This is a genomic window from Bradyrhizobium sp., assembly GCF_030654605.1.
Classification (GTDB): Bacteria; Pseudomonadota; Alphaproteobacteria; order Rhizobiales; family Xanthobacteraceae; genus Bradyrhizobium.
Genome location: NZ_JAURXB010000295.1, coordinates 1 through 26729 on the forward strand (window position 1 = coordinate 1; position 26729 = coordinate 26729).

Sequence of the window (26729 nt, forward strand, 5' to 3'; positions counted from 1 at the left end):
CGCGCATAGGCATCGCGCAGCTGCTCGACCTTGGCGTCCTCGGCCCAGCCGAACCAGCCGCCCTTGGTGCCGCGACCGCCGATCGAGACGTTGACGACGGGATTGGCGACGTCGGCGGCGACCCAGTTGGTGAAGAACATGTTCCAGCCGCCCTCCTTCACGGGCTTCTGGCTGGCGCGGCGGGTCACCACGGTCTGCCAGTCGGTGGCCTGCACGTCGACCTTGAAGCCGGCTTCGCGCAGCAACTGCGCCGCCACGATCGGCTGCGCCTTCAGCGTCACCACGTCGCCGGGCGCCATGATCACGATCGGCGTGCCGTCATAGCCGGATTCGGCAAGCGCCTTCTTGGCTTCCGCCATGCCGTTACCCTTCATCAGCGTCTCCGCGCCGACGTCGGTGGCGAGCGGCGTGTCGCAGATGAACACGGCGCCGCAGATCTTGTAGTATTTCGGATTGCCGACCAGCGCGTCGAGCACCGGCTTCTGGCTCATGGCCAGGAACGCGGCGCGGCGCACCTTGGGATTGTCGAATGGCGGAAGAATGAAGTTCATCCGCCCGAGCGTCTGGAAGCCGAACTTGTTGAGCACTTCGACCTTGAAGTCCTTGTTGCCCTCCAGCAGCGGCAGCAAGTCGAACGCCAGGTTTTCCATGAAGTCGATGTCGCCGGATTGCAGCGCGTTCATCGCGGTCTGCGCGTCGGGCATCGTAAGCCATTCGACGCGGTCGACCTTCACCACCTTGCCGCCGGCGGTCCAACTCGCCGGCTCCTTGCGCGGCACGTAGTCCTTGTTCTTCTCGTAGGCCACTTTCACCCCGGGCTGGAATTCGGCCTGGATGAATTTGAACGGGCCGGAGCCGACCTGCTCGGCGATCGCCTTGCCCGGTTCGGTTTCGGCCAGCCGCTTCGGCATCATGAACGGCACCAGCGAAGACGGCTTGCCGAGCGACTCCAGCACCAGGCCGTAGGGCTCCTTCAATTTCAGCACGATGGTCTTGTCGTCGGCGGCGGTGAGGCTGGCGGTGAAGTCCATCAGCTTCTGGCCCATGCCGTCGTTCTTGCCCCAGCGCTTCAGCGAGGCGACGCAGTCTTCCGCGGTGACCGGCTTGCCGTCATGCCACTTCAGGCCGTCGCGCAACGTGAAAGTGTAGGTCAGCTTGTCATCGCTGATTTTCCAGTCCGCCATCTGCGGCTGGACCTTGAAACTGGAATCAGTGGCCACCAGCGTGTCGTAGACCATGTAGCCGTGATCGCGGGTGATGTAGGCGGTGGTCAGACCCGGGTCGATCACGCGCAAATCCGAATGCATCACCGCTGTGATGGTCTTGCCGGCTGCGAATGCCTGCGGCGTCACGGCGGACGAAAGGGCAAGGACCGACAGCGCGACACCGGACGCTATCGTGGGCCATTTCCAACGCGAGATGTGGAACATTCAAACTCTCCTGACGTGAAACTGATCAAAACCCGATGATAAGTTATGCATGCGGTACGTTATTTAGGCGCAACTAACACGCTGTAACTCCGAGGGTATTTGAGACTTGCACCAAGCGCGTTGCGCGTCAATCCGGTTTTGGATCATGGATGCGCGGCGAATGGGCCGGAGCAAACCGGCAAGTTTCACTTTACAAATTCGCCGCCGGTCACTTTCGTAAGGATCCTGTTCGTGAGGATCTTGCTCGCAAGCCTCTCGCCGGGATCAGCCCGTCAGCAAGACATCCGTTCCAGAACAAAGAGAAGCCGATGAACCCCGCCAACCTACCTTTCGATTCCGAGGCCATGCTGCAGGGACTGCGCGGCTGGGTGGAATGCGAAAGCCCGACCTTCGATGTATCAGCCGTCGAGCGCATGCTCGACCTCGCCGCCCGCGACATGGCGATCATGGGGGCCTCGATCGAACGCATCGCCGGCCGGCAGGGTTTTGCCGGCTGCGTCCGCGCCCGCTTCCCGCATCCGAAGGCCGGTGAGCCCGGCATCCTGATCGCGGGACATCTCGACACCGTGCATCCGGTCGGCACGCTGGAAAAGCTGCCGTGGCGCCGCGAGGGCAACAAGTGCTTCGGCCCCGGCATCTTCGACATGAAGGGCGGCAATTACCTCTCCCTGGAAGCGATCCGGCAACTGGCGCGCGCGTCTTTCACGACGCCGCTGCCGATCACCGTGCTGTTCACGCCGGACGAGGAAGTCGGCACGCCCTCGACCCGCGACATCATCGAGGCGGAAGCCGCGCGCAACAAATATGTGCTGGTGCCGGAGCCGGGCCGCCCGGACAATGGCGTCGTCACCGGGCGTTACGCCATCGCGCGCTTCAATCTCGAATCCATCGGCAAGCCGAGCCATGCCGGCGCTACTCTATCTTCGGGCCGCTCGGCGATCCGCGAGATGGCACGGCAGATTCTCGCGATCGACGCCATGACCACGGCGGACTGCACCTTCTCGGTCGGCATCGTGCATGGCGGGCAATGGGTCAATTGCGTCGCCACCACCTGCACCGGCGAGGCGTTGAGCATGGCGAAACGCCAGGCCGATCTCGACCACGGCGTCGAACGGATGCTGGCGCTGTCCGGCAGCGCCAATGACGTCACCTTTAAAGTGACGCGCGGCGTCACCCGGCCGGTATGGGAGCCCGACGCCGGCACCCTGGCGCTGTATGAAAAGGCGCGCGGCCTTGCGAAAGCGATGGGCAAGGAGCTGCCCCACGCCAGCGCCGGCGGCGGTTCCGACGGCAATTTTACCGGCGCGATGGGTATCCCCACCCTCGACGGCCTGGGCGTGCGCGGCGCCGACGCGCACACGCTGAACGAACATATCGAAGTCGACAGCCTCGCCGAGCGCGGCCGCCTGATGGCGGGGCTGCTGGCGACGCTGGAGTGAGCCAGGACGAACAACATCAATCCGTCATGGCCGAGCTTGACCCGGCCATCCACGCCTTCCTTCTTTGATCGACAACAAGGAAAGACGTGGATGCCCGGGTCAAGCCCGGGCATGACGAGGTGAGAGGTGCCGGCGCTTTCGCGGACTACCTGCGTCGGCAAAAACGACGTTCCCGATGGCACCGAATTTGCTTAACTGATACATACGGGCGGGAACCAAAAAAAATCCGCGGCAACCGGGTGGCGGTTGGCGCATAATTGATGGACAACGATGCTCGGATATCTGCTTCGCCGTGTTCTGGCCGCCATTCCCGTGATGGGCGTGGTGGCGCTGTTCGTGTTCCTGCTGCTGCGGCTGACGCCGGGCGATCCCGCCGCGATCCTGGCCGGCGACAACGCGTCGCCCGAACAGCTCGAGCGCATTCGCACCTCGCTCGGGCTGAACGAGCCGCTCTACACCCAGTTCTTCACCTGGATCGGCAGACTGCTGCAGGGCGATCTCGGCGTATCGCTGATCTCGAACGTGCCTGTCATGAAAATGATCAGCCAGCGCGTCGAGCCCTCGATCTCGATCGCGCTGTCGACCATCATTCTCGCCATCGTGGTCGCGGTGCCGCTCGGCGTCATCGCGGCCTGGAAACACGGCACCTGGATCGACCGCTTTGTCATGGGACTATCGGTGATCGGGTTCTCGGTCCCGGTATTCGTGATCGGATATGTGCTGATCCAGGTGTTCGCCATCGAGCTGCGCTGGCTGCCGGTGCAGGGTTTCAGAAGCATCACCCAGGGTTTCGGGCCGTTCTTCGAGCGCATTATCCTGCCGACCTGCACATTGTCCTTTATCTATGTGGCGCTGATCGCGCGGATGACGCGGGCGGCGATGCTCGACGTGCTCGGCGAGGATTATGTGCGCACCGCCCGCGCCAAGGGCATCAACGAGACCGCCGTGCTGATGCGCCACGCACTGCGCAACGCCGCGGTGCCCGTCATCACCGTGATCGGAACAGGCTTCGCCCTGCTGATTTCAGGCGTGGTCGTCACCGAGAGCGTGTTCAATCTGCCCGGCATCGGGCGCCTCACCGTCGATGCCGTGCTGGCGCGCGATTATCCCGTCATCCAGGCGATGATCCTTCTGACATCGCTCATCTATGTCACCGTCAATCTCCTGATCGACGTTGCCTATACAATGCTTGACCCAAGGATCCGGTACTGATGGCGATCGAAACCCTTCCCGAGCCGTCAATTCCGATCACCACGCCGTTCCGGTCGGGGCTCGGATTTCTGACGGCGACGCCGATCATCGCGGTGGCGAGCGTCTGCCTCGCGCTGGTGATCCTGTCGGCTATTTTCGCGCCACTGCTGTCGTCGCACGATCCGCAGCTGCTGGCGCCGGCACTGCGCCTGAGACCGGCGAGCGCCGAATTCTGGCTCGGCACCGACGCCTATGGCCGCGACGTGCTGGCGCGGATTCTCTATGGCGGACGGATTTCGCTGCTGATCGGGCTCGGCGCCGCCGTGTTCTCGATCGGCATCGGCCTCGTCATCGGGCTCGTCTCCGGCTTCTTCAAATGGGTCGATGCCGTGATGATGCGGGTGATGGACGGCCTGATGGCGATCCCGAGCATCCTGCTGGCGATCGCCGTGGTGTCGCTGTCGGGCGCCAGCCTGATGACGGTGCTGGTCGCCATCACCATTCCGGAGATCCCGCGGGTGGCGCGGCTGGTGCGCTCGGTGGTGCTGTCCGCGCGCGAGGAGCCCTATGTCGAGGCCGCGATCTCGGTCGGCTCCAGCCTGCCCAAGATCATGTGGCGGCACCTGATGCCCAACACGGTGGCGCCGCTGATCGTGCAAGGCACCTATGTGGCGGCTTCCGCGATCCTCACCGAAGCGATCCTGTCATTCCTCGGCGCCGGCATCAGCCCGGAGACGCCGACCTGGGGCAACATCATGGCCGAAGGCCGCGCCTATTTTCAGATCAAGCCGTCGCTGATCTTCTGGCCCGGTCTGATGCTGTCGGTCGCGATCCTCAGCGTCAATCTGATCGGCGACGCCGCGCGCGACGCGCTCGATCCCCGCATGAAGCAGCGCGAGGGCGGCAAGTGAAAAACATACACTCCGGCGTGCCCCGGACGCAGCGCAGCGCGCCGCCCTTCGCGGCGTGGTGCGCTGCAGAGCCGGGGCCCATGCGGGCACTGAGTTACATGGAGAGATGGGTCCCGGCTCTGCGGTGCACCGCAAGAGCGCTGCACCGCGTCCGGGACACGAGCACATGAAAAACATCGTCCTCGATATCGACAATCTCGTGGTCGGCCTCGGCGAGAATCCCGCCAACCAGCGCGTGATCGACGGCGTCTCGCTGCAGGTCCGCGCAGGCGAGACGCTGTGCCTGGTCGGCGAAAGCGGCTCGGGCAAATCCGTGACATCGCTGACGGTGATGGGCCTGCTGCAGAAGGGCTCGCTGGTCCCGTCGGGCGGAACCGTAAAGCTGGTCGGCGAGGACATCCTCACCGCCAGTGATCGCCGGCTGCGGCAGCTGCGCGCCACCACCATGGCGATGATCTTTCAGGAGCCGATGACGGCGCTCAGTCCGGTGGTGCCGGTCGGCCGCCAGATCGACGAGGTGCTGCGCGCCCACACCGATCTCGACGCCCGCGCGCGCAAGAAGCGCATCCTCGACATGATGGAGCAGGTCCGGCTGCCCGAGGTCGAGCGCATCTTCGCCTCCTACCCGCACCGGCTTTCCGGCGGCCAGCGCCAGCGCATCATGATCGCGATGGCGCTGGTGCTGGAACCGAAACTGCTGATCGCGGACGAACCCACCACCGCGCTCGACGTCACCACGCAAAAGCAGATCCTGACGCTGATCCGCGACCTGCAGCGCGACCACGGCACCGCGGTGCTGTTCATCACACACGACATGGGCGTGGTGGCCGAGATCGCCGACCGCGTCGCCGTCATGCGCTATGGCAAGCTGGTCGAGACCGGCTCGCTGCAGTCCATCCTGCGCACGCCCGCCATGGAATACACCCGCAACCTGCTTTCGGCGGTGCCGAGCCTGATCCCGCGGGCGCCCCGCGCGGATTCCACCGAACCGGTCGTGCTGGAGGCCAACGAACTCGGCAAGGTCTACCGCGAGCGCTCCTTCTTCGGCGCCGTGCGCGAAGTGGCGGCCGCGAAGGATGTCACCCTCACCTTGCGCAAGGGCCGCACGCTCGGCATCGTCGGCGAAAGCGGCTCCGGCAAGTCCACCGTGGCGCGCTGCATCGTGCGGCTGATCGATCCGACCTCCGGTGGCATTCGCCTGGTGGGCCGCGAAATCTCCGATCTATCGCGGCGGCTGCTGCAACCGCACAGGAAGCGCATCCAGATCATCTTCCAGGACCCCTATCGTTCGCTCAATCCGCGCATCACGGTCGGCGAGACCATCGCCGAGGGACCGATCAATTACGGCATGCCGCATGCGGAAGCGCTGGCCAAGGCGCGCGATCTGCTGGAACTGGTCGACCTGCCGGCTGATGCGATCTCGCGCTATCCGCACCAGTTCTCCGGCGGCCAGCGCCAGCGCATCGCGATTGCGCGCGCGCTGGCGCTCGACCCCGACGTGCTGGTGGCGGACGAGGCGGTCTCGGCGCTCGACGTCTCGGTGCAGGCGCAGGTGCTGGAACTGCTCGACGAAATCCAGACCAGGCTCGGCATCGCGCTGCTGTTCATCACCCACGATCTGCGCGTCGCGGCGCAGATCTGCGACGACGTCGCGGTGATGCAGCATGGCCGCATCGTCGAACAGGGCCCGGCCGCGCAGGTCCTGACCCATCCGCAACAGGCCTATACAAGGGCGCTGCTCGAGGCGGCTCCGGGGCGTGGCTGGGATTTCGCGAATTTCCGGCCGGTGGCCGAGGGCGCGGTGGCGGGGGCGTAATTCGGCTCTCTCCACGTCATTGCGAGCGCAGCGAAGCAATCCATTCTTTCTCGAAGCGGCAAGAAAGATGGATTGCTTCGTCGCAAGGGCTCCTCGCAATGACGTGGAGAAGGCGGCGCTCGTTCCGCTCCCCCGCATTGACGGGATGCGGCATGCAAAACGGGATTGCTTCGTCGCTTGCGCTGGTCGCAATGACGAGTCTAACGTCGCGCCACAAATCAGACCGAGACCCATTGAATGACCCGTATCGCCGTTGGCGGCTTCCTGCACGAGACCAACACCTTCGCGCCGACCAAGGCGACCTATGCCGATTTCGTCCATGGCGGCGGCTGGCCGGCGATGTCGCGGGGCGCCGGCGTGCTCGAGACCATGCGCGACATCAATGTCGGGCTGGCCGGGTTCATCCAGGCGGCAGAGGTCAATGGCTGGGAGCTGGTCCCTACCGTCGCGGCAGCCGCCACCCCCTGCGCCCATGTGACCAGGGATGCCTATGAGCGCATCGCCAAAGAGATGATCGACGGCATCGCGTCCGCGGGTCCGCTCGACGCGGTTTATCTCGATTTGCACGGCGCGATGGTGGCGGAGCATTTCGACGATGGCGAAGGCGAAATCCTGCGCCGCGTGCGCGAAGTGATCGGCAAGGATTTGCCGCTGGTGGTCAGCCTCGATCTGCACGCCAATGTGACGCCTGACATGGTTGAATATGCCGACGCGCTGATAGCCTACCGCACCTATCCGCATGTCGACATGGCCGACACCGGCCGCGCCGCCGCGGAACATCTGGCGCTGTTGCTGCAATCGGGACGAAAATTCGCAAAAGCGTTCCGGCAATTGCCGTTCCTGATTCCGATCAGCTGGCAGTGCACCAACGACCAGCCGACCAAGGGCATCTACCAGAAGCTGGCGGCGCTGCAGGACGATGCGGTGCCGACGCTGTCGTTTGCACCGGGCTTTCCGGCCGCCGATTTTGCCCATTGCGGGCCGAGCGTGTTCGCCTATGGCGTGACCCAGGCCGATGCCGACGCCGCGGCCGATACCATTGCGAAGGTCATTGTCGGTCACGAGGATGATTTCGACGGCCGCATCTTTACGCCCGATGAAGGCGTGCTGCATGCGATGCAGCTGGCGAAGACCGCGAGCAAGCCGATCGTGATCGCCGACACCCAGGACAATCCTGGCGCCGGCGGCGATTCCGACACCACGGGCATGCTGCGCGCGCTGGTGCGCAACAACGCCCAGCGCGCCGCCACCGGCGTGATCTACGATCCCGCCTCGGCGCAGGCCGCCCATGAAGCGGGTATTGGCGCGACCGTCACGCTGGCGCTCGGCGGCAAATCCGGCATTCCGGGCGACGCGCCCTACCAGGAAACGTTTGTCGTCGAACAATTGTCCGACGGCAAGTTCGTGGCGCCCGGTCCCTATTACGGCGGCCGCGACATGGAGATGGGTCCTTCGGCGTGCCTTCGCATCGGCGGCGTCCGGGTGGTGGTCTCCTCGCACAAGGCGCAACTCGCGGACCAGGCGATGTACCGCTATGTCGGCATCGAGCCGACCGAACAGGCGATCCTGGTCAACAAGAGCTCGGTGCATTTTCGCGCCGATTTCGAACCGATCGCCGAGAAGCTCCTGATCTGCGCCGCGCCCGGCGCGATGCCGGCCGACACCGCCACTTTGCCCTGGACCCGGCTGCGCGAGGGCATCCGCATCAAGCCGAACGGCACCGCCTTCGTCCCCGCCACCTAGCACTCATCGTCTTCTGCAACCGGATAACCACCATGCCCAACATCGAACGCATTGAAGACTTTGCCGACGAACTCACCGCGATCCGCCGGGATCTGCACGCGCATCCCGAGATCGGTTTCGAGGAAGTCCGCACCTCCGGCATCGTCGCCGACAAGCTGACGCAATGGGGCATCGAGGTGCATCGCGGCCTCGGCGGCACCGGCGTGGTCGGCGTCCTCAAGGGCAACAAGGGGACGAGCAGCAAGCGGATCGGGCTGCGCGCCGACATGGACGCGCTGCCGATGGAAGAGAACACCAATCTGCGCTGGCGCTCGACCATTCCCGGCCGCTTCCACGGCTGCGGCCACGACGCTCACACCACCATGCTGCTCGGCACCGCGCGCTACCTGGCGGAAACCCGGAATTTCGACGGCACCGTGCATTTCATCTTCCAGCCGGCCGAGGAAGGCCTCGGCGGCGCGCGCGCCATGATCAAGGACGGGCTGTTCGAGAAATTTCCCTGCGACGAGATCTACGGGCTGCACAATGCGCCGGACCTGAACCATGGCGAGATCGCGATCCTGCCGGGACCGGCGATGGCCGGCGCCGACTTCTTCGACATCGTCATCAACGGCTACGGCGCGCATGGCGCGATGCCGAATCTGTCGAAAGATCCCGTCATCGTCGCGATGACGCTCGGCCAGGCGCTGCAGAGCATCGTCAGCCGCAACGTCGATCCGCACGAGCCCGCGGTGCTGTCGATCACCCAGATCCACGCCGGCTCCGCCTACAACGTGATACCCGGCGAGGCGAAACTGTGCGGTACCGTGCGGGCCTTTTCCGACGAGGTCCGCGTGCTGATCCGCGAGCGGATGCGCGCGCTCTGCGCCGGCATCGCCGCCTCCTTCCAGGTCGAGATATCGGTCGACATCCGCGACGGCTTCAGCGTGCTGATCAACGAGGAAGAGCAGTCCGCCGTCGTCGCCGAAGTGGCGCGCACGGTGGTCGACGCCGACAAGGTGATCACCCGGTCGAAGCCCAAGATGGGCAGCGAGGATTTTGCCGACATGATGCAGGTGGTGCCCGGGGCGTATTTCTGGGTCGGACATGAAGGCTCGGTGCCGGTGCACAATCCCGGCTACGTCCTCGACGACAAGATCCTCCCCATTGGCGCCAGCATGTTCGCGCGCATCATCGAAACCCGTCTTCCGGCGGGTGCCCATGCATAAACCAGACCCCAGGGAAGCCGTCACGTCGCTGCACGACCTCAGCGCCGTCGATCTGATCGAGGGTTTCAAGGCCGGCCAGTTCTCGCCGTCGGAAGTGCTGGAGGACGTGCTGACGCATGTCGCGGCGTGGGAGCCGCACATCAAGGCGCTGTACGCCTTCGATCCGGACGGCGCGCGGGCGGTTGCCCGAACATCGACCGAACGCTGGCAGAAGGGCGAGCCGATGGGCCTGCTCGACGGCGTGCCTGTTACCATCAAGGAAAACATCGCCACCAAGGGCGTGCCGGTGCCGCTGGGTGCCGCCAGCGTCAAACTGGTCGCGGCGGAGCGGGATGCGCCGCCCGCGGCGCGCCTGCGCGAAGCCGGCGCGGTGATCTTTTCAAAAACCACCATGCCGGATTACGGCATGCTGTCGTCGGGGCTTTCGAGCTTCCATCCCCTCACCCGCAATCCCTGGGACCTCGGCAAGAACCCCGGCGGCTCCAGTTCCGGCGCAGGTGCCGCGGCTGCCGCGGGTTACGGCCCGTTGCATCTCGGCACCGATATCGGCGGCTCGGTGCGCTTGCCCGCCTGCTGGTGCGGCCTGGTCGCGTTGAAGCCCAGCCTGGGGCGAATTCCGGTCGACCCGCCCTATGTCGGCCGCGTCGCCGGACCGATGACGCGCATCGTCGATGACGCCGCGCTGATGATGAGCGTGCTGTCGAAGCCCGATCGCCGCGACGGCATGAGCCTGCCGCCCAACGACATCAACTGGAGGGCGCTGGAAAAATCGCCGCGCAAATTGCGCATCGGGCTGATGCTCGATGCCGGCACTGGCCAGGCGCTGGAGAAGGACGTGCGCGAAGTCGCCGTGAAGGCTGCGAAGGCGTTCGAATCCGCCGGCGCCGTTATCACCGAAGTCGATGGCGTGATGACGCGCGAGATCCTCGACGGGCTCGACAATTTCTGGCGCGCCCGGATGTGGGACGATCTGTCGAAACTGCCGCCGGCCGAGCGCGCCAAGGCGCTGCCCTATATCCTCAAATGGGCGGAGACCGGCGCCAAACTCTCGGGTGTCGACGTCATCAGGGGCTTCAACGCCACCATGGCGATCCGGGCGGCGGCCGCAAAGCTGTTCTGCGAGATCGACTATGTGATTTCGCCGGTGTCGCCGGTGGTGAATTTCGCCGCCGAGCTCGCCGCTCCGATCAACGATCCCGACAAGCCATTCGAGCACATCGCCTATACCGTGCCGTGGAACATGGCGGAAAACCCGGCCGTCTCGATCAATGGCGGCTTCGACAAGAAGGGTTTTCCGATCGGCGTCCAGATCGTCGGCCGCCGCTTCGACGACATCGGCGTGCTCGGCATGGCCAAGGCGTTCGAGGGCTTGCGCGGGCCGCAGAAGCCGTGGCCGAGCCCGCCGAAGAAGTGACCCAAAGTCGTCATGGCCGGGCTTGGCCCGGCCATCCACGTCTTCGCTTCATCCGCAAGAAAGGAAGACGTGAATGCCCGGGTCAAGCCCGGGCATGACGATGTTGAATGATCGCGGTCCAACAACACAGAATAAGCAGGAAGGAAAACCCATGGCCTACGAGACCATCAAATACGAGGTCGACGAGCAGATTCTCACCATCACGCTGAACCGGCCCGACAAGCTCAACGCCTTCAACGGCACCATGCAGGCGGAATTGATCGCGGCGTTCGATGCGGCCGACAAGGACGACAATGTCCGTGCCATCATCGTCACCGGCGCGGGGCGCGGGTTCTGCGCCGGCGCCGACCTCTCCTCCGGCGCCGACACCTTCGATCGCGACGCGCGGCGCGGGCCCGTCAAACGGCTGGCCGACGGCAAGGTCGATTACAGCGATCCCCAGGTGCGCGACGGCGGCGGCCAGGTCACCTTGCGGATCTTCAAATGCCTGAAACCCGTGATCGCGGCGATCAACGGCCCGGCGGTCGGCATCGGCGCCACCATGCTGCTGCCGATGGATATCCGCATTGCCTCGGAAAACGCCCGGATCGGATTCGTGTTCTCGCAGCGCGGCATCGTGCCGGAGGCGGCGTCGAGCTGGTTCCTGCCGCGCCTCGTCGGCATCTCCCAGGCGCTGGAGTGGTGCTACACCGGAAAAGTATTTCCGGCGCAGGAAGCACTCGCCGGCCGCCTCGTCAGCAAGGTCGTGCCACCCGATGACCTGCTGCCAACCGCGCGCGCCATGGCCAGGGAGTTCGCCGCGAAGACCGCGCCGGTGTCGGTGGCACTGATCCGCCAGATGATGTGGCGCATGCTCGGCGCCGACGATCCGATGGAAGCCCACAAGGTCGACAGCCGCGGCATTTACGCGCGCGGCCGTTCCGAGGATGTGAAGGAAGGCGTTGTGTCGTTCCTGGAAAAGCGTCCGGCAGTGTTCAAGAACAAGGTGTCGACGGACATGCCCGACTATTTCCCGTGGTGGGACGAGCGGGAGTATAGGTAGAAGTCGTCATTGCGAGGAGCGAAGCGACGAAGCAATCCATTCTTCCTATCCTTGGCGAGATGGATTGCTTCGCGGAGCCTGTCATCGGGCGGCATTCGCGCGACCCGTTGGCTCGCAATGACGGCCCTACCGCATCATCAACGCCACGCGTCCGATCGCCTTGCGTTCGATCAGCAGCCGCATCGCCTGCGCATAATCCTGCAGCGGCAGCCGGTGCGAGACGTTGGGTCGGATTTTTCCGGCCTCCGCCCATTGCAGGAGCGCCTGAAGACGCACCTCCCCCAACGCCGGACTTCGCCGCACCGCTTCGCCGGCGCGGACGCCGAGCACGCTGGCGCCCTTGATCAGCAACAAGTTGGTGCGGGCAAGACCGATGCCGCCCGTAAAACCGATTACCAGCAGCCGGGCGCCCCAGGCGATGCAGCGCACGCTGTTTTCAAAAGTCTCGCCGCCGACGGGATCGAACACCACGTCGACGCCGCGGCCGTCGGTGATGCGCTTGACGGCATCGCGGAACGGCTCGCGGCCGTAGAGCACCAGATGATCGGCGCCGCGCGCCTGCGCCACTGCGAGTTTTTCCTCGCTCGAAGCCGCCGCTATCACGGTGGCGCCCAGCATCTTGCCCATCTCGACCGCGGCCAGCCCAACGCCGCCGCCAGCGCCATGCACCAGCAGCACTTCGCCCGGCTGAATCCGGCCGCGATCGATCAGCGCGTGATAGGCGGTGCCGTGGCCGGCCAGAAAGGTCGCGCCCTCGGCGTAGTCGAAGGTCGATGGCAGCGGCGTCAATTGTGACGGCGTGACGACAGCCTCGTCGGCCCAGGCGCCGTGCCGCATCTTGACGATTACGCGGTCGCCGACCGCGACGCCAGCGGCGCCGTTGACCTCGATCACCTCGCCGGCGGCTTCCACCCCCGGCGTGAACGGCAGCGGCGGCTTGAGCTGGTACTCGCCGGCCGCCATCAGCACGTCGGGAAAATTGATCCCGGCGGCATGCACCGCGACGCGAACCTCGCCGGGCGCCAGCGGCACCGAGGCGAAGCTTTCCAGACGCATTCTCTCGGGCGGGCCGAGTTCGCGGCAGACCACTTTCCGCGGCATCAGGCCGCCCGCGCCTTCAGGCGCGCCAGCGCCTCGCGGATCAGCGGCATGCGGTCGTTGCCGAAATACATGTCGGTCTTGTCGAGAAAGATGGTCGGCGACCCGAACCCGCCGCGCGCCATCACCTCGTCGGTATTGGTCTTGAGCTGGTCCTTGATCGCCTGGTCGCCGATGCCGGCAAAGAATTTGGCGGGATCGACGCCGACGCTGCTGCAGATTTCGGCCAGCACCTCGTCCTTCGAAATGTCCTTGTCGGCGCCCCAATAGGCCTCGAATACCGCGCGGGCGAACGGCACCATGTCGTTACCGAGGAAGATGCAGCCGCGCATCGCCTTGACGCTGTTCACCGGAAATACCGTCGGCGGCATCTTGATCGCGAGGCCGGCGGAGCGCGCCCAGTCGGCGAGATCCTTCTTCTGGTAACGCGCCTTCAGCGGCACCGGCGCCTCGCGCGAGGCATAGACGCTGGGATTGATGGAATTGAAGATGCCGCCGACCAGGATCGGCCGCCACGAAATCCCGGCGCCGAACTCCTTTGCGACGGGCTGGATGTTGTGGAAGGCGAGATAGGTCCAGGGGCTGGAGCAGTCGAAGAAGAATTCGATCATGGTGGCGTTTCCTTTTTGTTTCGATTTCTCGATCCTCATCCTGAGGAGCGCGCTCTTCGCGCGCGTCTCGAAGGATGAGTGGCACCGTCTGTGGCCTCATGGTTCGAGACGGCTCAAGGGCGCCTCCTCACCATGAGGAATTGGCACCCGTGATTACGTCTTTCCCGCCATCTCCTTCGCCTTCTGGCCGAACATGTTCCTGCGCGCCTCCTCGTCGAACGGTTCCTTGACGAACTTGCCGATCGCCAGCCCGGCCTGCACCTGCGGCCTGGCGCGGACCGCGGCATACCAGCGTTTGACGTTCGGATAGTCGTCGAGGGAAAAGCCCTGCGCCTTGTGGGTCATGGTCCAGGGAAAACAGGCGATGTCGGCGATCGAATAGTCGTCGCCTGCGACATAAGCTGCGGTCTTGTCGAGTTGCCGGTCGAGCACGCCATACAATCTCGCCGCCTCGTCGCGGTAGCGCTCGATGGCGTAGGGAATCTTTTCCGCGGCATAGAGCGCAAAGTGGCCGTGCTGGCCGAGCATCGGTCCGAGCCCGCTCATCTGCCACATCACCCACTGCACCACTTTGGAACGGCCGCGCGCGTCGCCGGGGAGAAAGCGGCCGGTCTTTTCCGCCAGATAAATCAGGATGGCGCCGGTCTCGAACACCGAAAACGGCTCGCCGCCATCTGATGGCGCGTGGTCGACAACAGCGGGTATCCGGTTGTTCGGGCTGATGGCGAGAAATTCCGGCCGGAACTGTTCGCCCGAGCGGATGTTGACGGGAATCACGGTGTAGGGAAGCCCGAGCTCCTCCAGCATGATCGAGATTTTCCAGCCGTTCGGCGTCGGCGCGTAGTGCAGGTCGATCATGGATTCACCCTGAGGGAAGCTGCCCACATCCTAGCCCGCGGGCTCACGCCCTTCCAGTCATCAAGGCGGTCTTGTGGGGCGACTGCCGAACATGGCACACAGGCGCAAACGATAACCCTCCGGGAGGCCCACCATGCTGTTTCCAACCACGATCGCAGGCTCCTTGCCGAAGCCGGAATGGCTGGCCGAGCCCAACACGCTGTGGGCGCCGTGGAAGTCGAAAGGCGAGGAACTGGCGCGGGCCAAGCGCGACGCCACCATGCTGGCCATCAAACTGCAGGAAGATGCCGGCATCGACATCGTCACCGAGGGCGAGCAGGCGCGGCAGCATTTCGTCCATGGCTTCATGGAGAAGATCGAGGGCATCGATTTCGCCCACAAGGTCGAGATGGGAATCCGGAAAGACCGCTACAAGGCGATGGTGCCGCAGGTGGTGGCGCCGCTCAGGCTGAAGGGCCGCGTCCATGCCGACGAGGCCCGGGTAGCCCGCACCCACACCACGCGAAAACTGAAATTCACCCTGCCCGGCCCGATGACCATCATCGATACCGTCGCCGACGGCTATTATGGCGATCGCGTCAAGATGGCGTTCGCCTTTGCCGAACTGCTCAACGAGGAAGCCAGGGCCTTGCAGGCCGACGGCGTCGACATGATCCAGTTCGACGAACCCGCCTTCAACGTCTTCATGGACGAGGTTTCGGACTGGGGCATCAAGGCGCTGGAGCGCGCCGCCGAGGGCCTGACCTGCGCCACCGCCGTGCACATCTGCTACGGCTACGGCATCAAGGCCAATACCGACTGGAAGGAAACGCTGGGCGCCGAATGGCGGCAGTACGAGGATATCTTTCCGGCAATCGCCAAGAGCCCGATCCAGCAGGTCGCGATCGAGTGCCGCAATTCGAAGGTGCCGCTCGACCTGCTGGCGCTGCTCACCGGCAAGATCGTGCAGGCCGGCGTGATCGATGTCGCCAGCGACACCGTCGAGACCGCGGAGGACGTGGTCAAGGTGATCGAGGCCGTCTCAAAGTTCGTGCCGAAGAGCAACATCATCGCGACCACCAATTGCGGCATGGCGCCGATGCGCCGCGATATCGCGGAAGCGAAGCTGATGGCGCTGGGCGCGGGCGCGAAGCTGGCAAGGCAGAGGTTGGGGTGAGGTTTTCCGTCATTGCGAGCCAACGGGTCGCGCGAATGCGCGCCCGATGACAGGCTCCGCGAAGCAATCCAGCTTGCTGCGCAAAGAAAGAAGCTGGATTGCTTCGTCGCTTCGCTCCTCGCAATGACGGGATAATTACGCCATCATCCCCACCGCGCTCGGATGCAGCACGGGAACATATCCAGCGCCCAGCGCGCGCAGCGTCGAGGGTGGGGTCAGCAACATGGGTCCCCAGATCGCATCAGCCGCGGCGCCATAACCGGCCGGCGACCATTTCAGCGGCCGGCCCTGCACGACCAGGTAGCTCTCCGCGCCTTCCTGCAGCATCGCGCCGTCGGGCAATTCGCGCAGCGGCAACGCCAGCGGATAGGCCCGTTTCTTGCCGCGATCGAGCCGCTCGCGGTGAAGCACGGCATCGATGTCGCGCGCGAGGACCCGGCTGACGCCATTGCCCTGTTCCCAGCAGCTGCGAAACCGGTCGGCATCGTCGCGGCGGCAATAGAAGCAGGGGCGATGCCCGGCCGCGAGCGCGGTGGCTTCATCGAGAAAGAACAGCTCGGTCCAGCTGCGGCCGCCCATCACCTCACGCCGGCGCCCGCGGAATTCGCACACGCAGGTCAACCACGCCTGGCTCGCCCAGCGCCGCGTCAGGGTTTTGGTGGCGGGATCGTGGATGATGCCGCGATTGCCGGTGAACAACCCGCGATGCGGCGTGGCGACGATGTCGCCGGTGGGCGTGACGCGGTTTTGCAGCGGCATTTGTAGCTCGATCGGTGAGTCATAACCGTCATTGCGAGCGCAGCGAAGCAATCCATTCTTTCTTTTCGCTGTGAGATGGATTGCTTCGCTGCGCTCGCAATGACGTTACACCCCGCCATCCCGGATCGGCGGCTGGAATGACAGCGCGGTGTCCCAGGGAAAGTGGATCCACGTGTCCTGTGACACTTCGGTAATGAACGTGTCGACCAGCGGCCGGCCCTGCGGCTTGGCGTAAACAGCCGCGAAATGCGCATCCGGCATCATCGCGCGCACCAGCCGGCCGGTCTTGCCGGTGTCGACGAGGTCGTCGACGATCAGAAGGCCCTTGCCGCTGCCGCCGCCGAGTTTTGCCACTTCGGCCGAAACGTCCTTGAGAACCTGCAACTCGCCCTGCTTGGTGTGGTCGTAGCTGGCGATGCAGACGGTATCGATCACGCGAATACCGAGCTCGCGGGCGACGATGGCCGCCGGCACCAGCCCGCCTCGGGTGATCGCGACCATGGCATGAAACGGCCCGACGTCATTGAGCCGCCAGCTCAGCGCCCGGCAATCCCGGTGAAACTGGTCCCACGACACCGGAAAGGCCTTGCCGGCCTTCTCCTGCGCGCTCAATTCCGGATGTTCCGCCATCATCGCTCCCCGTTCGCCTTCGAATGATCCGCTAGCGGGTGGTGATGTTCAGTCCCGCCAGCATCTCCTTGACCGCGTTCATCGCGGCGGCGAGTTTTTCCGGATCGCGCGAGCGGACGACGAGATTGGTGTTCGGCTTCTTTTCCTCGTCGGTGAAGGGGTAGCTGCCGATCACGGTGTCGGGATGCGCGTTGGCGATTTCGCGCAAGGGACCGCCGACGTCGCCTTCCCGCGCATTGGCGCGAACCGATTCCGACAGCATGCGGACGCCGGATTTCAGCTTCGGCGCCACGATATCCATCATCGCCTGCATGATCGTGGGCACCCCGGCCATCACGACGACATTGCCGATCTTGAAGCCGGGCGCCAGGATGGTGGCGCTCTGGATCAGTTCGGCGCCGTCGGGAATCCGCGCCATGCGCAGCCGCGCCTCGTACAGATCCTGGGCTCCCCATCGTTCCTTGAACCTGGCCACGACCTCTGGATGGTGGTCGATGCCGACGCCGAACGCCTTGGCGATGGCGTCAGCGGTGATGTCGTCATGGGTCGGCCCGATGCCGCCGGTGGTAAAGACATAATCGTAGCGATGCCGCAGCGCATCGAGGGCCGCGATGATATCGGCCTCCTCGTCGGCGACGACGCGGACCTCCTTGAGGTCGATCCCGATATTGGTCAGGTATTCGGCGATAAAGCCGATGTTCTTGTCCTTGGTCCGGCCGGACAGGATCTCGTCGCCGATCACCAGAATGCCCGCGGTGACGATCTCGCTCATGGTCTTTCCTCGCCCTCTGTAGTGACTTTGCGCAAGCAACGCCTTGAAGTCACGGGGTTTTGCTGTCGAAATAAGCACCGGCCAGCCGTTTTTTGAGGCAGCGGCTGGAACCCTTGCTACCAAATGCCCTCGGTCAATGCATATCGCGCTGGCCCGGCCCTTGCTACCATCCCTTTCAGTCATGCACTGTCTCGCATGGTCTTGGAATGGCCAAGGAAAATGGCCGGGCAAAGCGTCGGGAAAAGCGTCGGGATATATGGCAGTTGCGTTCGATGAAATGAATGGGCCCGGCGGCGAGATCCGGCCGGCCTACCAGGAACTGTCCCGCTGGCTGAAGGAGACGCCGCCGGAGGCGCTGGAGTATCGCCGCCAGGAGGCGGAGCTGCTGTTCCGCCGGATCGGCATCACTTTCGCCGTCTATGGCGACGCCGAGGCCCAGGAACGGCTGATCCCGTTCGACGTGATCCCGCGGATCATGGCGGCGAGGGAATGGGCGCTCCTGGAGAAGGGCCTGAAGCAGCGGGTGCGCGCGCTCAACATGTTCCTGCGCGACATCTATCACGGCCGCGACATCCTGCGCGCCAACATCATTCCCGACGACCTGATCTTCCAGAACCCGGTATTCCGGCCGGAGATGAACGGCCAGCACGTGCCGCACGACGTCTATGTCCACATCGCCGGCATCGACATCGTCCGCATCAATCCGGAAGAGTTTTACGTGCTGGAGGACAATGCGCGGACGCCCTCCGGCGTGTCCTACATGCTGGAAAACCGCGAAATCATGATGCGGCTGTTTCCGGACCTGTTCGCCCGCCACCGCGTCGCGCCGGTGGAAAAGTATCCGGACGAATTGCTGTCGGCGCTGCGCTCGGTGGCGCCGCTCAACGCCTCGTCGGAGCCGACGGTGGCGCTGATGACGCCCGGTGTCTACAATTCCGCCTATTACGAGCATTCGTTCCTGGCCGACAAGCTCGGCATCGAACTGGTCGAGGGCCGCGACCTCATCGTCAAGAACGACGAGGTGTTCATGCGCACCACCGAGGGCCTGAAGCGGGTCGACGTGATCTACCGCCGGGTCGACGACGACTTCCTCGACCCCCTCACCTTCCGCCCGGATTCGGCGCTCGGCGTGCCCGGGCTGATGTCGGCCTATGCGGCCGGCAACGTCACTCTGGCCAACGCCGTCGGCACCGGCATCGCCGACGACAAGGCGGTCTATTCCTACATGCCGGATGTGGTGAAATTCTACCTCGGCGAAGAGCCGATCCTGAAGAACGTGCCGACCTGGCGCTGCCGCGAGCCGAAGGATCTGGCCTACGTGCTCGATAATCTCGGGGAATTGGTGGTGAAGGAAGTGCACGGCTCCGGCGGCTACGGCATGCTGATCGGGCCCGCGGCCACCAAGGCCACGATCGAGGCGTTCCGCGACAAGCTCAAGCGCGAACCCGAGGGTTTTATCGCCCAGCCGACGCTGGCGCTGTCGACCTGCCCGACCTGCGTCGAATCCGGCCTTGCGCCGCGCCATGTGGATCTCAGGCCGTTCGTGCTGACCGGCAGCAACCACGTCACCATCGTGCCGGGCGGGCTGACCCGGGTGGCGCTGAAGGAGGGATCGCTGGTGGTCAATTCCAGCCAGGGTGGCGGCACCAAGGACACGTGGATTCTGGACGAATAAAATTCGGATACTGGACGAGTAGAGAGAGAGCAAGATTCCTGCATGCTGTCACGCACCGCCGAAAACCTGTACTGGCTGGCCCGTTACGTCGAACGCGCCGAGTATCTCGCGCGCACCATCGAGGCGACGCTGCGGGTCACAGCACTTCCGAACACCTATATCGGCAAGACCAACGAATGGGATTCGGCGCTGCTGACCGCCGGCGTCAGCGCCAGTTTCTACGAAATCTACGAGGAAGCCGACGAACACAACGTCGTCGAGTATCTGTCGTTCTCGCCGGCCAATCCCTCCTCGATCAAGAACTGCATCGAAAACGCCAGGCTCAATTCGCGCTCGGTACGCACCGCGCTGACCTCCGAGATGTGGGACAACATCAACTCGGCCTGGATCGACCTGCAGGAAGTCTGGGGCAAGGGCACCAAAACCCGCGAGGAGCTGGCCAAGTTCCTGCGCTTCGTGCAGGAAACCTCGCTGCGGTTCGACGGTTCCGCCTACCGGACCATGCTGCGCAACGACGCCTACTGGTTCTCGCGGCTCGGTCTGCATCTGGAGCGCGCCGACAACACCGCCCGCATCCTCGATGTCAAGTATCACGTGCTGCTGCCCGAGGAGGAGCATGTCGGCGGCCCGCTCGATTACTATCAGTGGACCTCGATCCTGCGCTCGGTCTCGGCGCTGACGGCCTACCACTGGGTCTATCGCGAGACCCTGAAGCCGTGGCTGATCGCCGACCTGCTGATCCTCAACGATTCGCTGCCGCGCTCGCTGGCGAGCTGCTACGGCAATCTGGTGCGCAATCTCGACCAGATCGGCGTCGCCTATGGCCGCCAGGGCGCCGCCCAGCGCCATGCCCGCGGCGTCCGCAACCGGCTGGAACACAGCAACATGGACGACATCTTCCAGCACGGGGTGCATGAATTCATCCAGGAGTTCATTCTGGATAACGCCCGGCTCGGCGAAATCATCACCAAGCAGTATTTGATCTGATGGATTCGAACCGGGAACCACACAAAAATCGTCATGGCCGGGCTCGACCCGGCCATCCACGTCTTGCTTTGCGATGAGAGTGGCGAAGAAAGACGTGGATGCCCGGAACAAGTCCGGGCATGACGAGCTTTCTGGCTTAACATCCATCCAAACTCCTACATCCGGTCCACCATGCGCCTGCGAATTGCCCATTCCACCAGCTACCGCTATGAGCCGCCGGCCACCGGCGTGATTCAGATTCTGCGCATGACGCCGGGCAGCCATGACGGCCAATACGTTGCCGAATGGCAGATCGACGTCACCACCGACTCCCGGTTGCAGGTGCACCAGGACGCGTTCGGCAATGTCACGCATGTCCTGACCGAGGGCGCGATCGCCGACCTCACCATCACGGTCGAGGGCCTGATCGAAACCCACGATACCGGCGGCGTGCTGCGCGGCACCGACGAGCGCTTTCCGCCGAGCCTGTTCCTGCGTTCGACCGATCTGACGCTGGTCAATCCGGCGATGGCGAACTTCGCGCGCGAGCTGCGCTCGGAATCGGAAAGCGACGTGCTCGGCTTCCTGCATGCGCTGATGATGCAGATCAACGAGCACATGACGTTCGACGAAGACCCCACCAACAGCGGTACCTCGGCGGCCGAAGCCTTCGCCGGCAAGCGCGGCGTGTGCCAGGACTACGCGCATATCTTCATCGCCTGCGCGCGCACCGGCGGCGTGCCGGCGCGTTTCGTCGCCGGTCATTTCCTGCGCTCCGACGGCATGGTCCAGCAGCAGGCCGGCCATGCCTGGGCGGAAGCGTACGTTCCGGATCTCGGCTGGGTCGGGTTCGATCCCGCCAACGCCATCTGCACCACCGACGCCCATGCCCGCGTCGCCATCGGCCTCGATTACCTCGGCGCAGCACCGGTACGCGGCACCCGCTACGGCGGCGGCATGGAAACCCTGTCGGTGGCGGTCAGGGTCGAACAGGTCGGCGGACGGCAGGGCCAGTCGCAAACCCAGTCGTAACGCCGCTCATTCCGCGCCGCGCAATTGCACGCCGGCGGAAATGCATCTTCCCGTCGTGTGACATGATGTTCGGCGTCCTTGTGCCGGCTGGACGTCGCTTGCCGCTTGACATCGGTCGGCACTCCCCGTGTGATGGGCCACTACAAAAAATAATAAGCGCAATGCACAATTTTCCAGGGGAGGTTTTGATGCCGGTGCGTAAGGCTGCCCGCGTGATTGGTGGGCTCGTGGCCGCGATCGCGGCGCTGGGTATGGCGGCTTCCGCCCAGGCCCAGGAAAAGAAGATCAAGATCGGCGTGATTTACGACCTGACCGGCCCGCTCGCCGGCGGCGGCTCGGAGCTGCAATACACCGGCGCCAAGATCATGCTCGACTCCTACGCCAAGAAACTGGTCGAGGGTTACAAGGTCGAGGCTGTCTACGCCGACGCCCAGAGCAAGCCCGACGTCGCCATCAACGAGGCGATCCGGCTGATCGAGCAGGAAAAGGTCGACATGCTGCTCGGCTTCTTCTCGTCGGCGCAGTGCGTGCCGGTGGCCGCCCGCGTCGAACAGCTCAAGAAGTTCATGTGGATCACCACCTGCATCTCCTCGGCCGTGCTGGACGGCAAGAACTTCAAGTACATCTTCCGCCCGCAGGCGAGCGGCGACCAGTTCGGCCTGATCGCGATGGACTTCATCGCCAACAACGCCAAGGCCAAGTTCGGCAAGGAGCCGAAGGACCTGCGCGTCGCCATCATCCACGAAGACGGCGCCTACGGCGTCGACGTCGCCAAGGGCAATGTGGCCGGCGCCAAGAAGGCCGGCTTCGAAGTGGTGTTGAAGGAAGGCTATGCGGCCACCGCGCCCGACCTGTCGGCGCTGGTGACAAAACTGAAGCGCGCCCGGCCGGATGTGATCTTCCACACCGGCTATAATCCCGATATCACGCTGCTGCTGCGCCAGGCGCGCGAACAGGGCCTGAAATTCGGCGCGCTGATCGGCCATGGCGCCGGCTACGGCGTCTACGAGAAGCTGAAGGAAGGCCTCGGCGGCGACGTCAACCACTTCTTCAACGTCGACCCGATCTCGATCTGGCTTGCCAACCAGAAGACCATGGATCCCAAGCTGCCGCCGGTCATCAAGACGGTCGGCGAGGAATTCGACAAGGCCAAGCCGGGCATCGCCATCCGCTCGGCGCATGTCGGCATGGCCGCCTCCAACACCTACGTCTTCCTGACCGAAGTGCTGCCGCGCGCCATCAAGAAATATGGCGGCGTCGATCCGGAAGCCCTGCGCAAGGCGGCGCTGGAACTCGACCTGCCCGAGGGCGGCACCATGCTCGGTTTCGGCGTCAAATTCCACGCCGACGGCCCGATGGCCGGTCAGAACGAGCGCTCGTTCCCGGTGGTGATCCAGTACATCGACGACAAGTCGTCGGTGGTGTGGCCGAAGAGCCAGGCGCAACGCGAGGCCGTGCTGCCGCTGCCCGCAGGCTCGACCTACAGCAACAAGTAGACGTCCCGAGAAGAACAAGTCCCAGGGACAAACAAGTCCCAAGACAAAACATAAGGGACCGTCGTGCTGGTAGTCGAGGGGTTGGTAAAGCGGTTTGGCGGCTTCACGGCCGTCAACCAGGTGTCGTTTCGGGTCGAACAGGGCGAGATTCTCGGCCTGATCGGCCCGAACGGTTCGGGCAAGAGCACGATCTTCAACATGCTGTCCGGCACCTTTGCACCGTCGGCAGGCTCGATGCAGTTCGACGGCACCGAAATCTCGGGCCTCGCGCCGCATCGCATCATCAATCGCGGCATCGGCCGCACCTTCCAGATTCCGCGGCCGTTCCACCGGCTGACGATGTTCGAGAACGTGGCGCTGGCCGGATATTTCGGCCAGGGCAAGCACAGCCGCATCAAGGCCGAGGAAGCCGCCGAGCGCGCGCTCGGCATGGTCGGCCTGACCACCGACCGCCACGCGCTGGTCGACGGCCTCGGCGCCGCCGGCCTGAAGAAGCTGGAACTCGCGAAAGCGCTGGCGACCGGCCCCAAACTGCTGCTGGCCGACGAAAGCCTCGGCGGGCTCGACGAGAACGAGATGGACCAGGCCGCCGACATGCTGCGCAAGATCCGCGACGAGCTCGGCATCACCATCATCTGGGTCGAGCACATCATGGGCGTGCTGATGCGGGTGGTCGATCGCGTGATGGTGCTGGATCACGGCGAGAAGATTTCCGAGGGGTTGCCGAGCCAGGTGTCGAGCGATCCGCGGGTGGTCGAGGTCTATCTCGGCACCGACGCCGTTGCGACGCAAGCCGCAGCCGCCGAAGCGCGTCGGTAAGGGAGCGCGCGCATGCTGGAACTGAAATCGATCGACGCGGGCTACGGCACCTTCCAGGCGCTGTTCGGCGTCAGTCTCGACGTCAAGGCCGGCGAAGCGGTCGGCGTGATCGGCCCCAACGGCGCCGGCAAGACCACCTTGATGCGGGTGATCTCCGGCCTGATCCGGCCGCGCACAGGCTCCATCTCGATGGAGGGCACCGACATCCTGAAGACGCCGGAGCACCGCATCGTCAGCCTCGGAATCGCGCATGTGCCGGAAAACCGCCGGCTGTTTCCCCGCCTGACGGTGGAAGACAATCTCAAGATGGGCGCCTTCATGCCGGAGGCGCGGGGACGCTTCGCCGAGCGGCTGGAGTTCGTGTTCGACCTGTTCCCGCGCATGAAGGAACGCCGTCACCAGATGGCCGGCACCATGTCGGGCGGCGAGCAGCAGATGTGCGCGATCGGCCGCGCGTTGATGTCCGATCCGAAATTGCTGCTGCTCGACGAGCCCTCGGCGGGCCTGGCGCCCGTCGTGGTGCAGCAGGTGTTCGAACTGGTGAAGCGCATTCGCGCCGGCGGCCTCACCGTGCTGATCGTCGAGCAGAACGTACAGCAGGTGCTGAAGGTGGTGGACCGCGCCTATCTGCTGGAGGCAGGCTCGATCCGCGCTTCCGGCAGCTCCAGCGAGATGCTGGCGAACGACTCGATCCGGCAAGCTTATCTCGGAGTGTAGGTACCAACGATGACGGAAATTTTCGACATCTACCTGCTCGAAGCCATGGTGAACGGCATCCTGCTCGGCGGCGTGCTGGCGCTGCTGGCGCTGGGGTTGAACCTGATCTTCGGCGTCATCGACGTCACCTGGATCTGCTACGCCGAGCTGGTCATGATCGGCATGTACGGCATGTACTATCTGGTCCAGGTGTTCGGGCTGCCCTATTACGTGGCCGCTCCCTTCACCATCCTGCTGGTCGCGGGGCTCGGCGCGCTGCTGCATCTGCTGGTGATCGCCCCCCTGCTCTCGGCGCCGCCGATCAACCAGCTGCTCGCCACCGGCGGCGTGCTGTTCGTGCTGCAGAGTTTTGCCACCGTCGCCTTCGGCATCGACTTCCGCAACCTCGGCATAAGAATGCCGGTGCTGAAATTCGCCGAGATGCATTTCAGCTATTCCCGCCTGCTGGCGTTCGCCGCGGCCCTGATCGGCATGCTGCTGGTGTATTTCTTCATGAAGAAGACCTTCGTCGGCACCGCGATCCGCGCCATCTCGCAGGACCGCCAGATCATGGCGCTGATGGGCGTCGACACCCGCCGGATCTATCTGATCACCTCGGCGCTGGGCGGCGCGCTCGCCGGCCTCGCCGCCTGCCTGCTGGTGTTGCAATACGACATCCATCCCTTCGTCGGGCTGTCTTTCGGCCCGATCACCTTCCTGATCTGCGTGCTCGGCGGACTCGGCAATTTCGTCGGAGGCTTCGTGGCGGCGTTCGTGTTCGCCGAGATCATCTCGCTCGGCGGGCTGTTCTCCGATCTCGAATGGGGCTACGTGTTGGCCTTCGCGTTCTTCATCGTCATGATGTTCATCCGGCCCGCCGGGCTGCTGGCGAGGCGCTCGTGACCGCAAAACAGCTGTTTCCCTGGATTGCCGGCGCGGCGCTGATCGCGCTGCCCTTCGTCTATCGCGAGCCCTACCACCTGCACATCCTGATCCTGATCCTGATCTGGTCGTTCGCCTATACTTCATGGTCGATGATGGGCCGCTTCGGCCTGGTGTCGCTCGGACATGGCGGGTTCATGGGCGTCGGCGCCTATGTGACGGCGCTGTTGTGGAATCATCTGGGGTTGTCGCCGTGGATCGGCATTCCCATCGCGATGGCCGCCGCCGCCTTGCTCGCGGTGATCGTGGCCTATCCGTGCTTCCGCTTCCGCATCACCGGCCACTATTTCGTGCTGGTCACACTGGCGCTGTCCGGCATCGTGCTGCAGGTGATTACCGCGACGCGCGACTATACCGGCGGCTCGCTCGGCTACACGCCGGATCGTACCAAGGGCAGCCAGCTCTGGGCGCTGCAATTCGACGACAAGGTCACCTGGTACCTGATTGCGCTCGGCGTCTGGGCGGTGGGCCTCGTGATCTGGAAATGGGTCGACCGCAGCATGGACCGCTATGCGCTGGAGGCAATCTCCGAGGACGAGGACGCCGCCGCCGCCGCCGGCGTCAACGTCACCTGGGAAAAGCTCAAGATCACGCTGATCTCGGCGCTGATGACGGCGCTGGCCGGTGCGCTCTACTGCCAGTACCAGATGTTCATCTCGCCTGATACCGTGAGCGGCATCTCGGTGTCGCTGCAGATGGTATTCGCCGTCATCGTCGGCGGCCTCTACGTCTCGCTCGGACCGACCATCGGCGCCGTCATCACCATCCTGCTGGCGGAAGGACTGCGCATCGGTTTCGGAACCAAGGCGGTCGGCTGGGACAACCTCGTCTACGGCGTCCTGCTGGTGGTGTTCATCATTTTCCTGCCGAAGGGGATTCTGGGAAGTATCCTCGACAGGCTGAAGACGGCGCGGAAGGTTTAGGGCTTCGCGCGACACACCACTCCCTCATGGTGAGGAGCGCATTCGGCAGCGCCCTTGCGCTGCCGAATGCGCGTCTCGAACCATCTGGCACGTTCCTGTTTC

At 64.4% G+C, this 26729-nt stretch carries 24 protein-coding genes; 17 read left to right on the forward strand and 7 right to left on the reverse strand.

Annotation, left to right across the window (positions count from 1 at the left end; genetic code table 11):
- On the reverse strand, positions 1-1430 hold a 1430-nt coding region (locus Q7U29_RS26715; protein WP_304746472.1), incomplete at its 3' end, for an ABC transporter substrate-binding protein.
- Between the two features lie 308 nt (positions 1431-1738).
- Between Q7U29_RS26715 and Q7U29_RS26720 the strand changes: the two genes are divergently transcribed.
- From Q7U29_RS26720 to Q7U29_RS26755, 8 genes are all read left to right on the forward strand, one after another.
- Positions 1739-2869, forward strand: coding sequence for a M20/M25/M40 family metallo-hydrolase (locus Q7U29_RS26720; RefSeq protein WP_304746474.1), 1131 nt, complete (start codon positions 1739-1741; stop codon positions 2867-2869).
- A 270-nt stretch (positions 2870-3139) separates the two neighbouring features.
- On the forward strand, positions 3140-4081 hold the full coding sequence (locus tag Q7U29_RS26725) for an ABC transporter permease (protein WP_304746476.1): 942 nt from the start codon (positions 3140-3142) through the stop codon (positions 4079-4081).
- On the forward strand, positions 4081-4971 hold the full coding sequence (locus tag Q7U29_RS26730; RefSeq protein ID WP_304746478.1) for an ABC transporter permease: 891 nt from the start codon (positions 4081-4083) through the stop codon (positions 4969-4971). The genes Q7U29_RS26725 and Q7U29_RS26730 overlap by 1 nt, the downstream gene beginning before the upstream one ends.
- 166 nt (positions 4972-5137) lie before the next feature.
- A complete protein-coding gene (locus Q7U29_RS26735) occupies positions 5138-6787 on the forward strand; it encodes an ABC transporter ATP-binding protein (protein ID WP_304746480.1) in 1650 nt (549 codons plus the stop codon).
- Between the two features lie 237 nt (positions 6788-7024).
- Positions 7025-8530 carry a M81 family metallopeptidase gene (locus Q7U29_RS26740; protein WP_304746482.1) on the forward strand — a complete coding sequence of 502 codons (1506 nt, stop codon included), beginning with the start codon at positions 7025-7027 and terminating at the stop codon, positions 8528-8530.
- Between the two features lie 32 nt (positions 8531-8562).
- Positions 8563-9738 carry a M20 aminoacylase family protein gene (locus Q7U29_RS26745; RefSeq protein ID WP_304746484.1) on the forward strand — a complete coding sequence of 392 codons (1176 nt, stop codon included), beginning with the start codon at positions 8563-8565 and terminating at the stop codon, positions 9736-9738.
- The gene (locus Q7U29_RS26750) at positions 9731-11152 is read left to right on the forward strand and encodes an amidase (RefSeq protein ID WP_304746486.1); all 1422 of its coding nucleotides are present in this window, start codon (positions 9731-9733) and stop codon (positions 11150-11152) included. Before Q7U29_RS26745 ends, Q7U29_RS26750 begins: the two co-directional genes overlap by 8 nt.
- Positions 11153-11303: 151 nt before the next feature.
- On the forward strand, positions 11304-12194 hold the full coding sequence (locus Q7U29_RS26755; protein ID WP_304746488.1) for a crotonase/enoyl-CoA hydratase family protein: 891 nt from the start codon (positions 11304-11306) through the stop codon (positions 12192-12194).
- 126 nt (positions 12195-12320) lie between these two features.
- Here the strand turns inward: Q7U29_RS26755 and Q7U29_RS26760 are convergent, their stop codons facing one another.
- From Q7U29_RS26760 to Q7U29_RS26770, 3 genes are all read right to left on the reverse strand, one after another.
- Complete coding sequence (locus tag Q7U29_RS26760; RefSeq protein ID WP_304746489.1) at positions 12321-13295, reverse strand: NADPH:quinone oxidoreductase family protein; 975 nt, start codon at positions 13293-13295, stop codon at positions 12321-12323.
- Positions 13295-13903: a 2-hydroxychromene-2-carboxylate isomerase gene (locus tag Q7U29_RS26765; protein WP_304746492.1), complete on the reverse strand. Its 609-nt coding sequence runs from the start codon at positions 13901-13903 to the stop codon at positions 13295-13297. The genes Q7U29_RS26760 and Q7U29_RS26765 overlap by 1 nt, the downstream gene beginning before the upstream one ends.
- A 153-nt stretch (positions 13904-14056) precedes the next feature.
- Entirely contained in the window at positions 14057-14761 is a 705-nt protein-coding gene (locus Q7U29_RS26770) for a glutathione binding-like protein (protein ID WP_304746494.1), read from the reverse strand.
- Positions 14762-14894: 133 nt separating this feature from the next.
- Between Q7U29_RS26770 and Q7U29_RS26775 the strand changes: the two genes are divergently transcribed.
- Entirely contained in the window at positions 14895-15917 is a 1023-nt protein-coding gene (locus tag Q7U29_RS26775) for a methionine synthase (RefSeq protein ID WP_304746496.1), read from the forward strand.
- 135 nt (positions 15918-16052) lie between these two features.
- Here the strand turns inward: Q7U29_RS26775 and Q7U29_RS26780 are convergent, their stop codons facing one another.
- The 3 genes from Q7U29_RS26780 to Q7U29_RS26790 all read right to left on the reverse strand — a co-directional run bounded on the left by Q7U29_RS26780 (position 16053) and on the right by Q7U29_RS26790 (position 18078).
- Positions 16053-16676, reverse strand: coding sequence for a hypothetical protein (locus tag Q7U29_RS26780; RefSeq protein WP_304746498.1), 624 nt, complete (start codon positions 16674-16676; stop codon positions 16053-16055).
- Positions 16677-16781: 105 nt separating this feature from the next.
- The gene (gene gpt, locus Q7U29_RS26785; protein ID WP_304746500.1) at positions 16782-17309 is read right to left on the reverse strand and encodes a xanthine phosphoribosyltransferase; all 528 of its coding nucleotides are present in this window, start codon (positions 17307-17309) and stop codon (positions 16782-16784) included.
- A gap of 28 nt (positions 17310-17337) precedes the next feature.
- The gene (locus tag Q7U29_RS26790) at positions 17338-18078 is read right to left on the reverse strand and encodes a molybdopterin-binding protein (RefSeq protein ID WP_304746502.1); all 741 of its coding nucleotides are present in this window, start codon (positions 18076-18078) and stop codon (positions 17338-17340) included.
- A 256-nt stretch (positions 18079-18334) separates the two neighbouring features.
- Between Q7U29_RS26790 and Q7U29_RS26795 the strand changes: the two genes are divergently transcribed.
- The 8 genes from Q7U29_RS26795 to Q7U29_RS26830 all read left to right on the forward strand — a co-directional run bounded on the left by Q7U29_RS26795 (position 18335) and on the right by Q7U29_RS26830 (position 26627).
- Positions 18335-19753: a circularly permuted type 2 ATP-grasp protein gene (locus Q7U29_RS26795; RefSeq protein WP_304746504.1), complete on the forward strand. Its 1419-nt coding sequence runs from the start codon at positions 18335-18337 to the stop codon at positions 19751-19753.
- A 42-nt stretch (positions 19754-19795) separates the two neighbouring features.
- Entirely contained in the window at positions 19796-20740 is a 945-nt protein-coding gene (locus Q7U29_RS26800) for an alpha-E domain-containing protein (protein WP_304746506.1), read from the forward strand.
- Between the two features lie 171 nt (positions 20741-20911).
- Entirely contained in the window at positions 20912-21751 is an 840-nt protein-coding gene (locus Q7U29_RS26805; RefSeq protein WP_304746508.1) for a transglutaminase family protein, read from the forward strand.
- A gap of 188 nt (positions 21752-21939) precedes the next feature.
- Entirely contained in the window at positions 21940-23247 is a 1308-nt protein-coding gene (locus Q7U29_RS26810; RefSeq protein WP_304746510.1) for an ABC transporter substrate-binding protein, read from the forward strand.
- Positions 23248-23310: 63 nt separating this feature from the next.
- A complete protein-coding gene (locus Q7U29_RS26815) occupies positions 23311-24066 on the forward strand; it encodes an ABC transporter ATP-binding protein (RefSeq protein WP_304746512.1) in 756 nt (251 codons plus the stop codon).
- Between the two features lie 12 nt (positions 24067-24078).
- Positions 24079-24783: an ABC transporter ATP-binding protein gene (locus tag Q7U29_RS26820; protein WP_304746514.1), complete on the forward strand. Its 705-nt coding sequence runs from the start codon at positions 24079-24081 to the stop codon at positions 24781-24783.
- Between the two features lie 9 nt (positions 24784-24792).
- A complete protein-coding gene (locus tag Q7U29_RS26825) occupies positions 24793-25665 on the forward strand; it encodes a branched-chain amino acid ABC transporter permease (protein WP_304746516.1) in 873 nt (290 codons plus the stop codon).
- Positions 25662-26627, forward strand: coding sequence for a branched-chain amino acid ABC transporter permease (locus Q7U29_RS26830; RefSeq protein WP_304746518.1), 966 nt, complete (start codon positions 25662-25664; stop codon positions 26625-26627). The genes Q7U29_RS26825 and Q7U29_RS26830 overlap by 4 nt, the downstream gene beginning before the upstream one ends.
- The last annotated feature ends 102 nt before the right edge of the window (positions 26628-26729 follow it).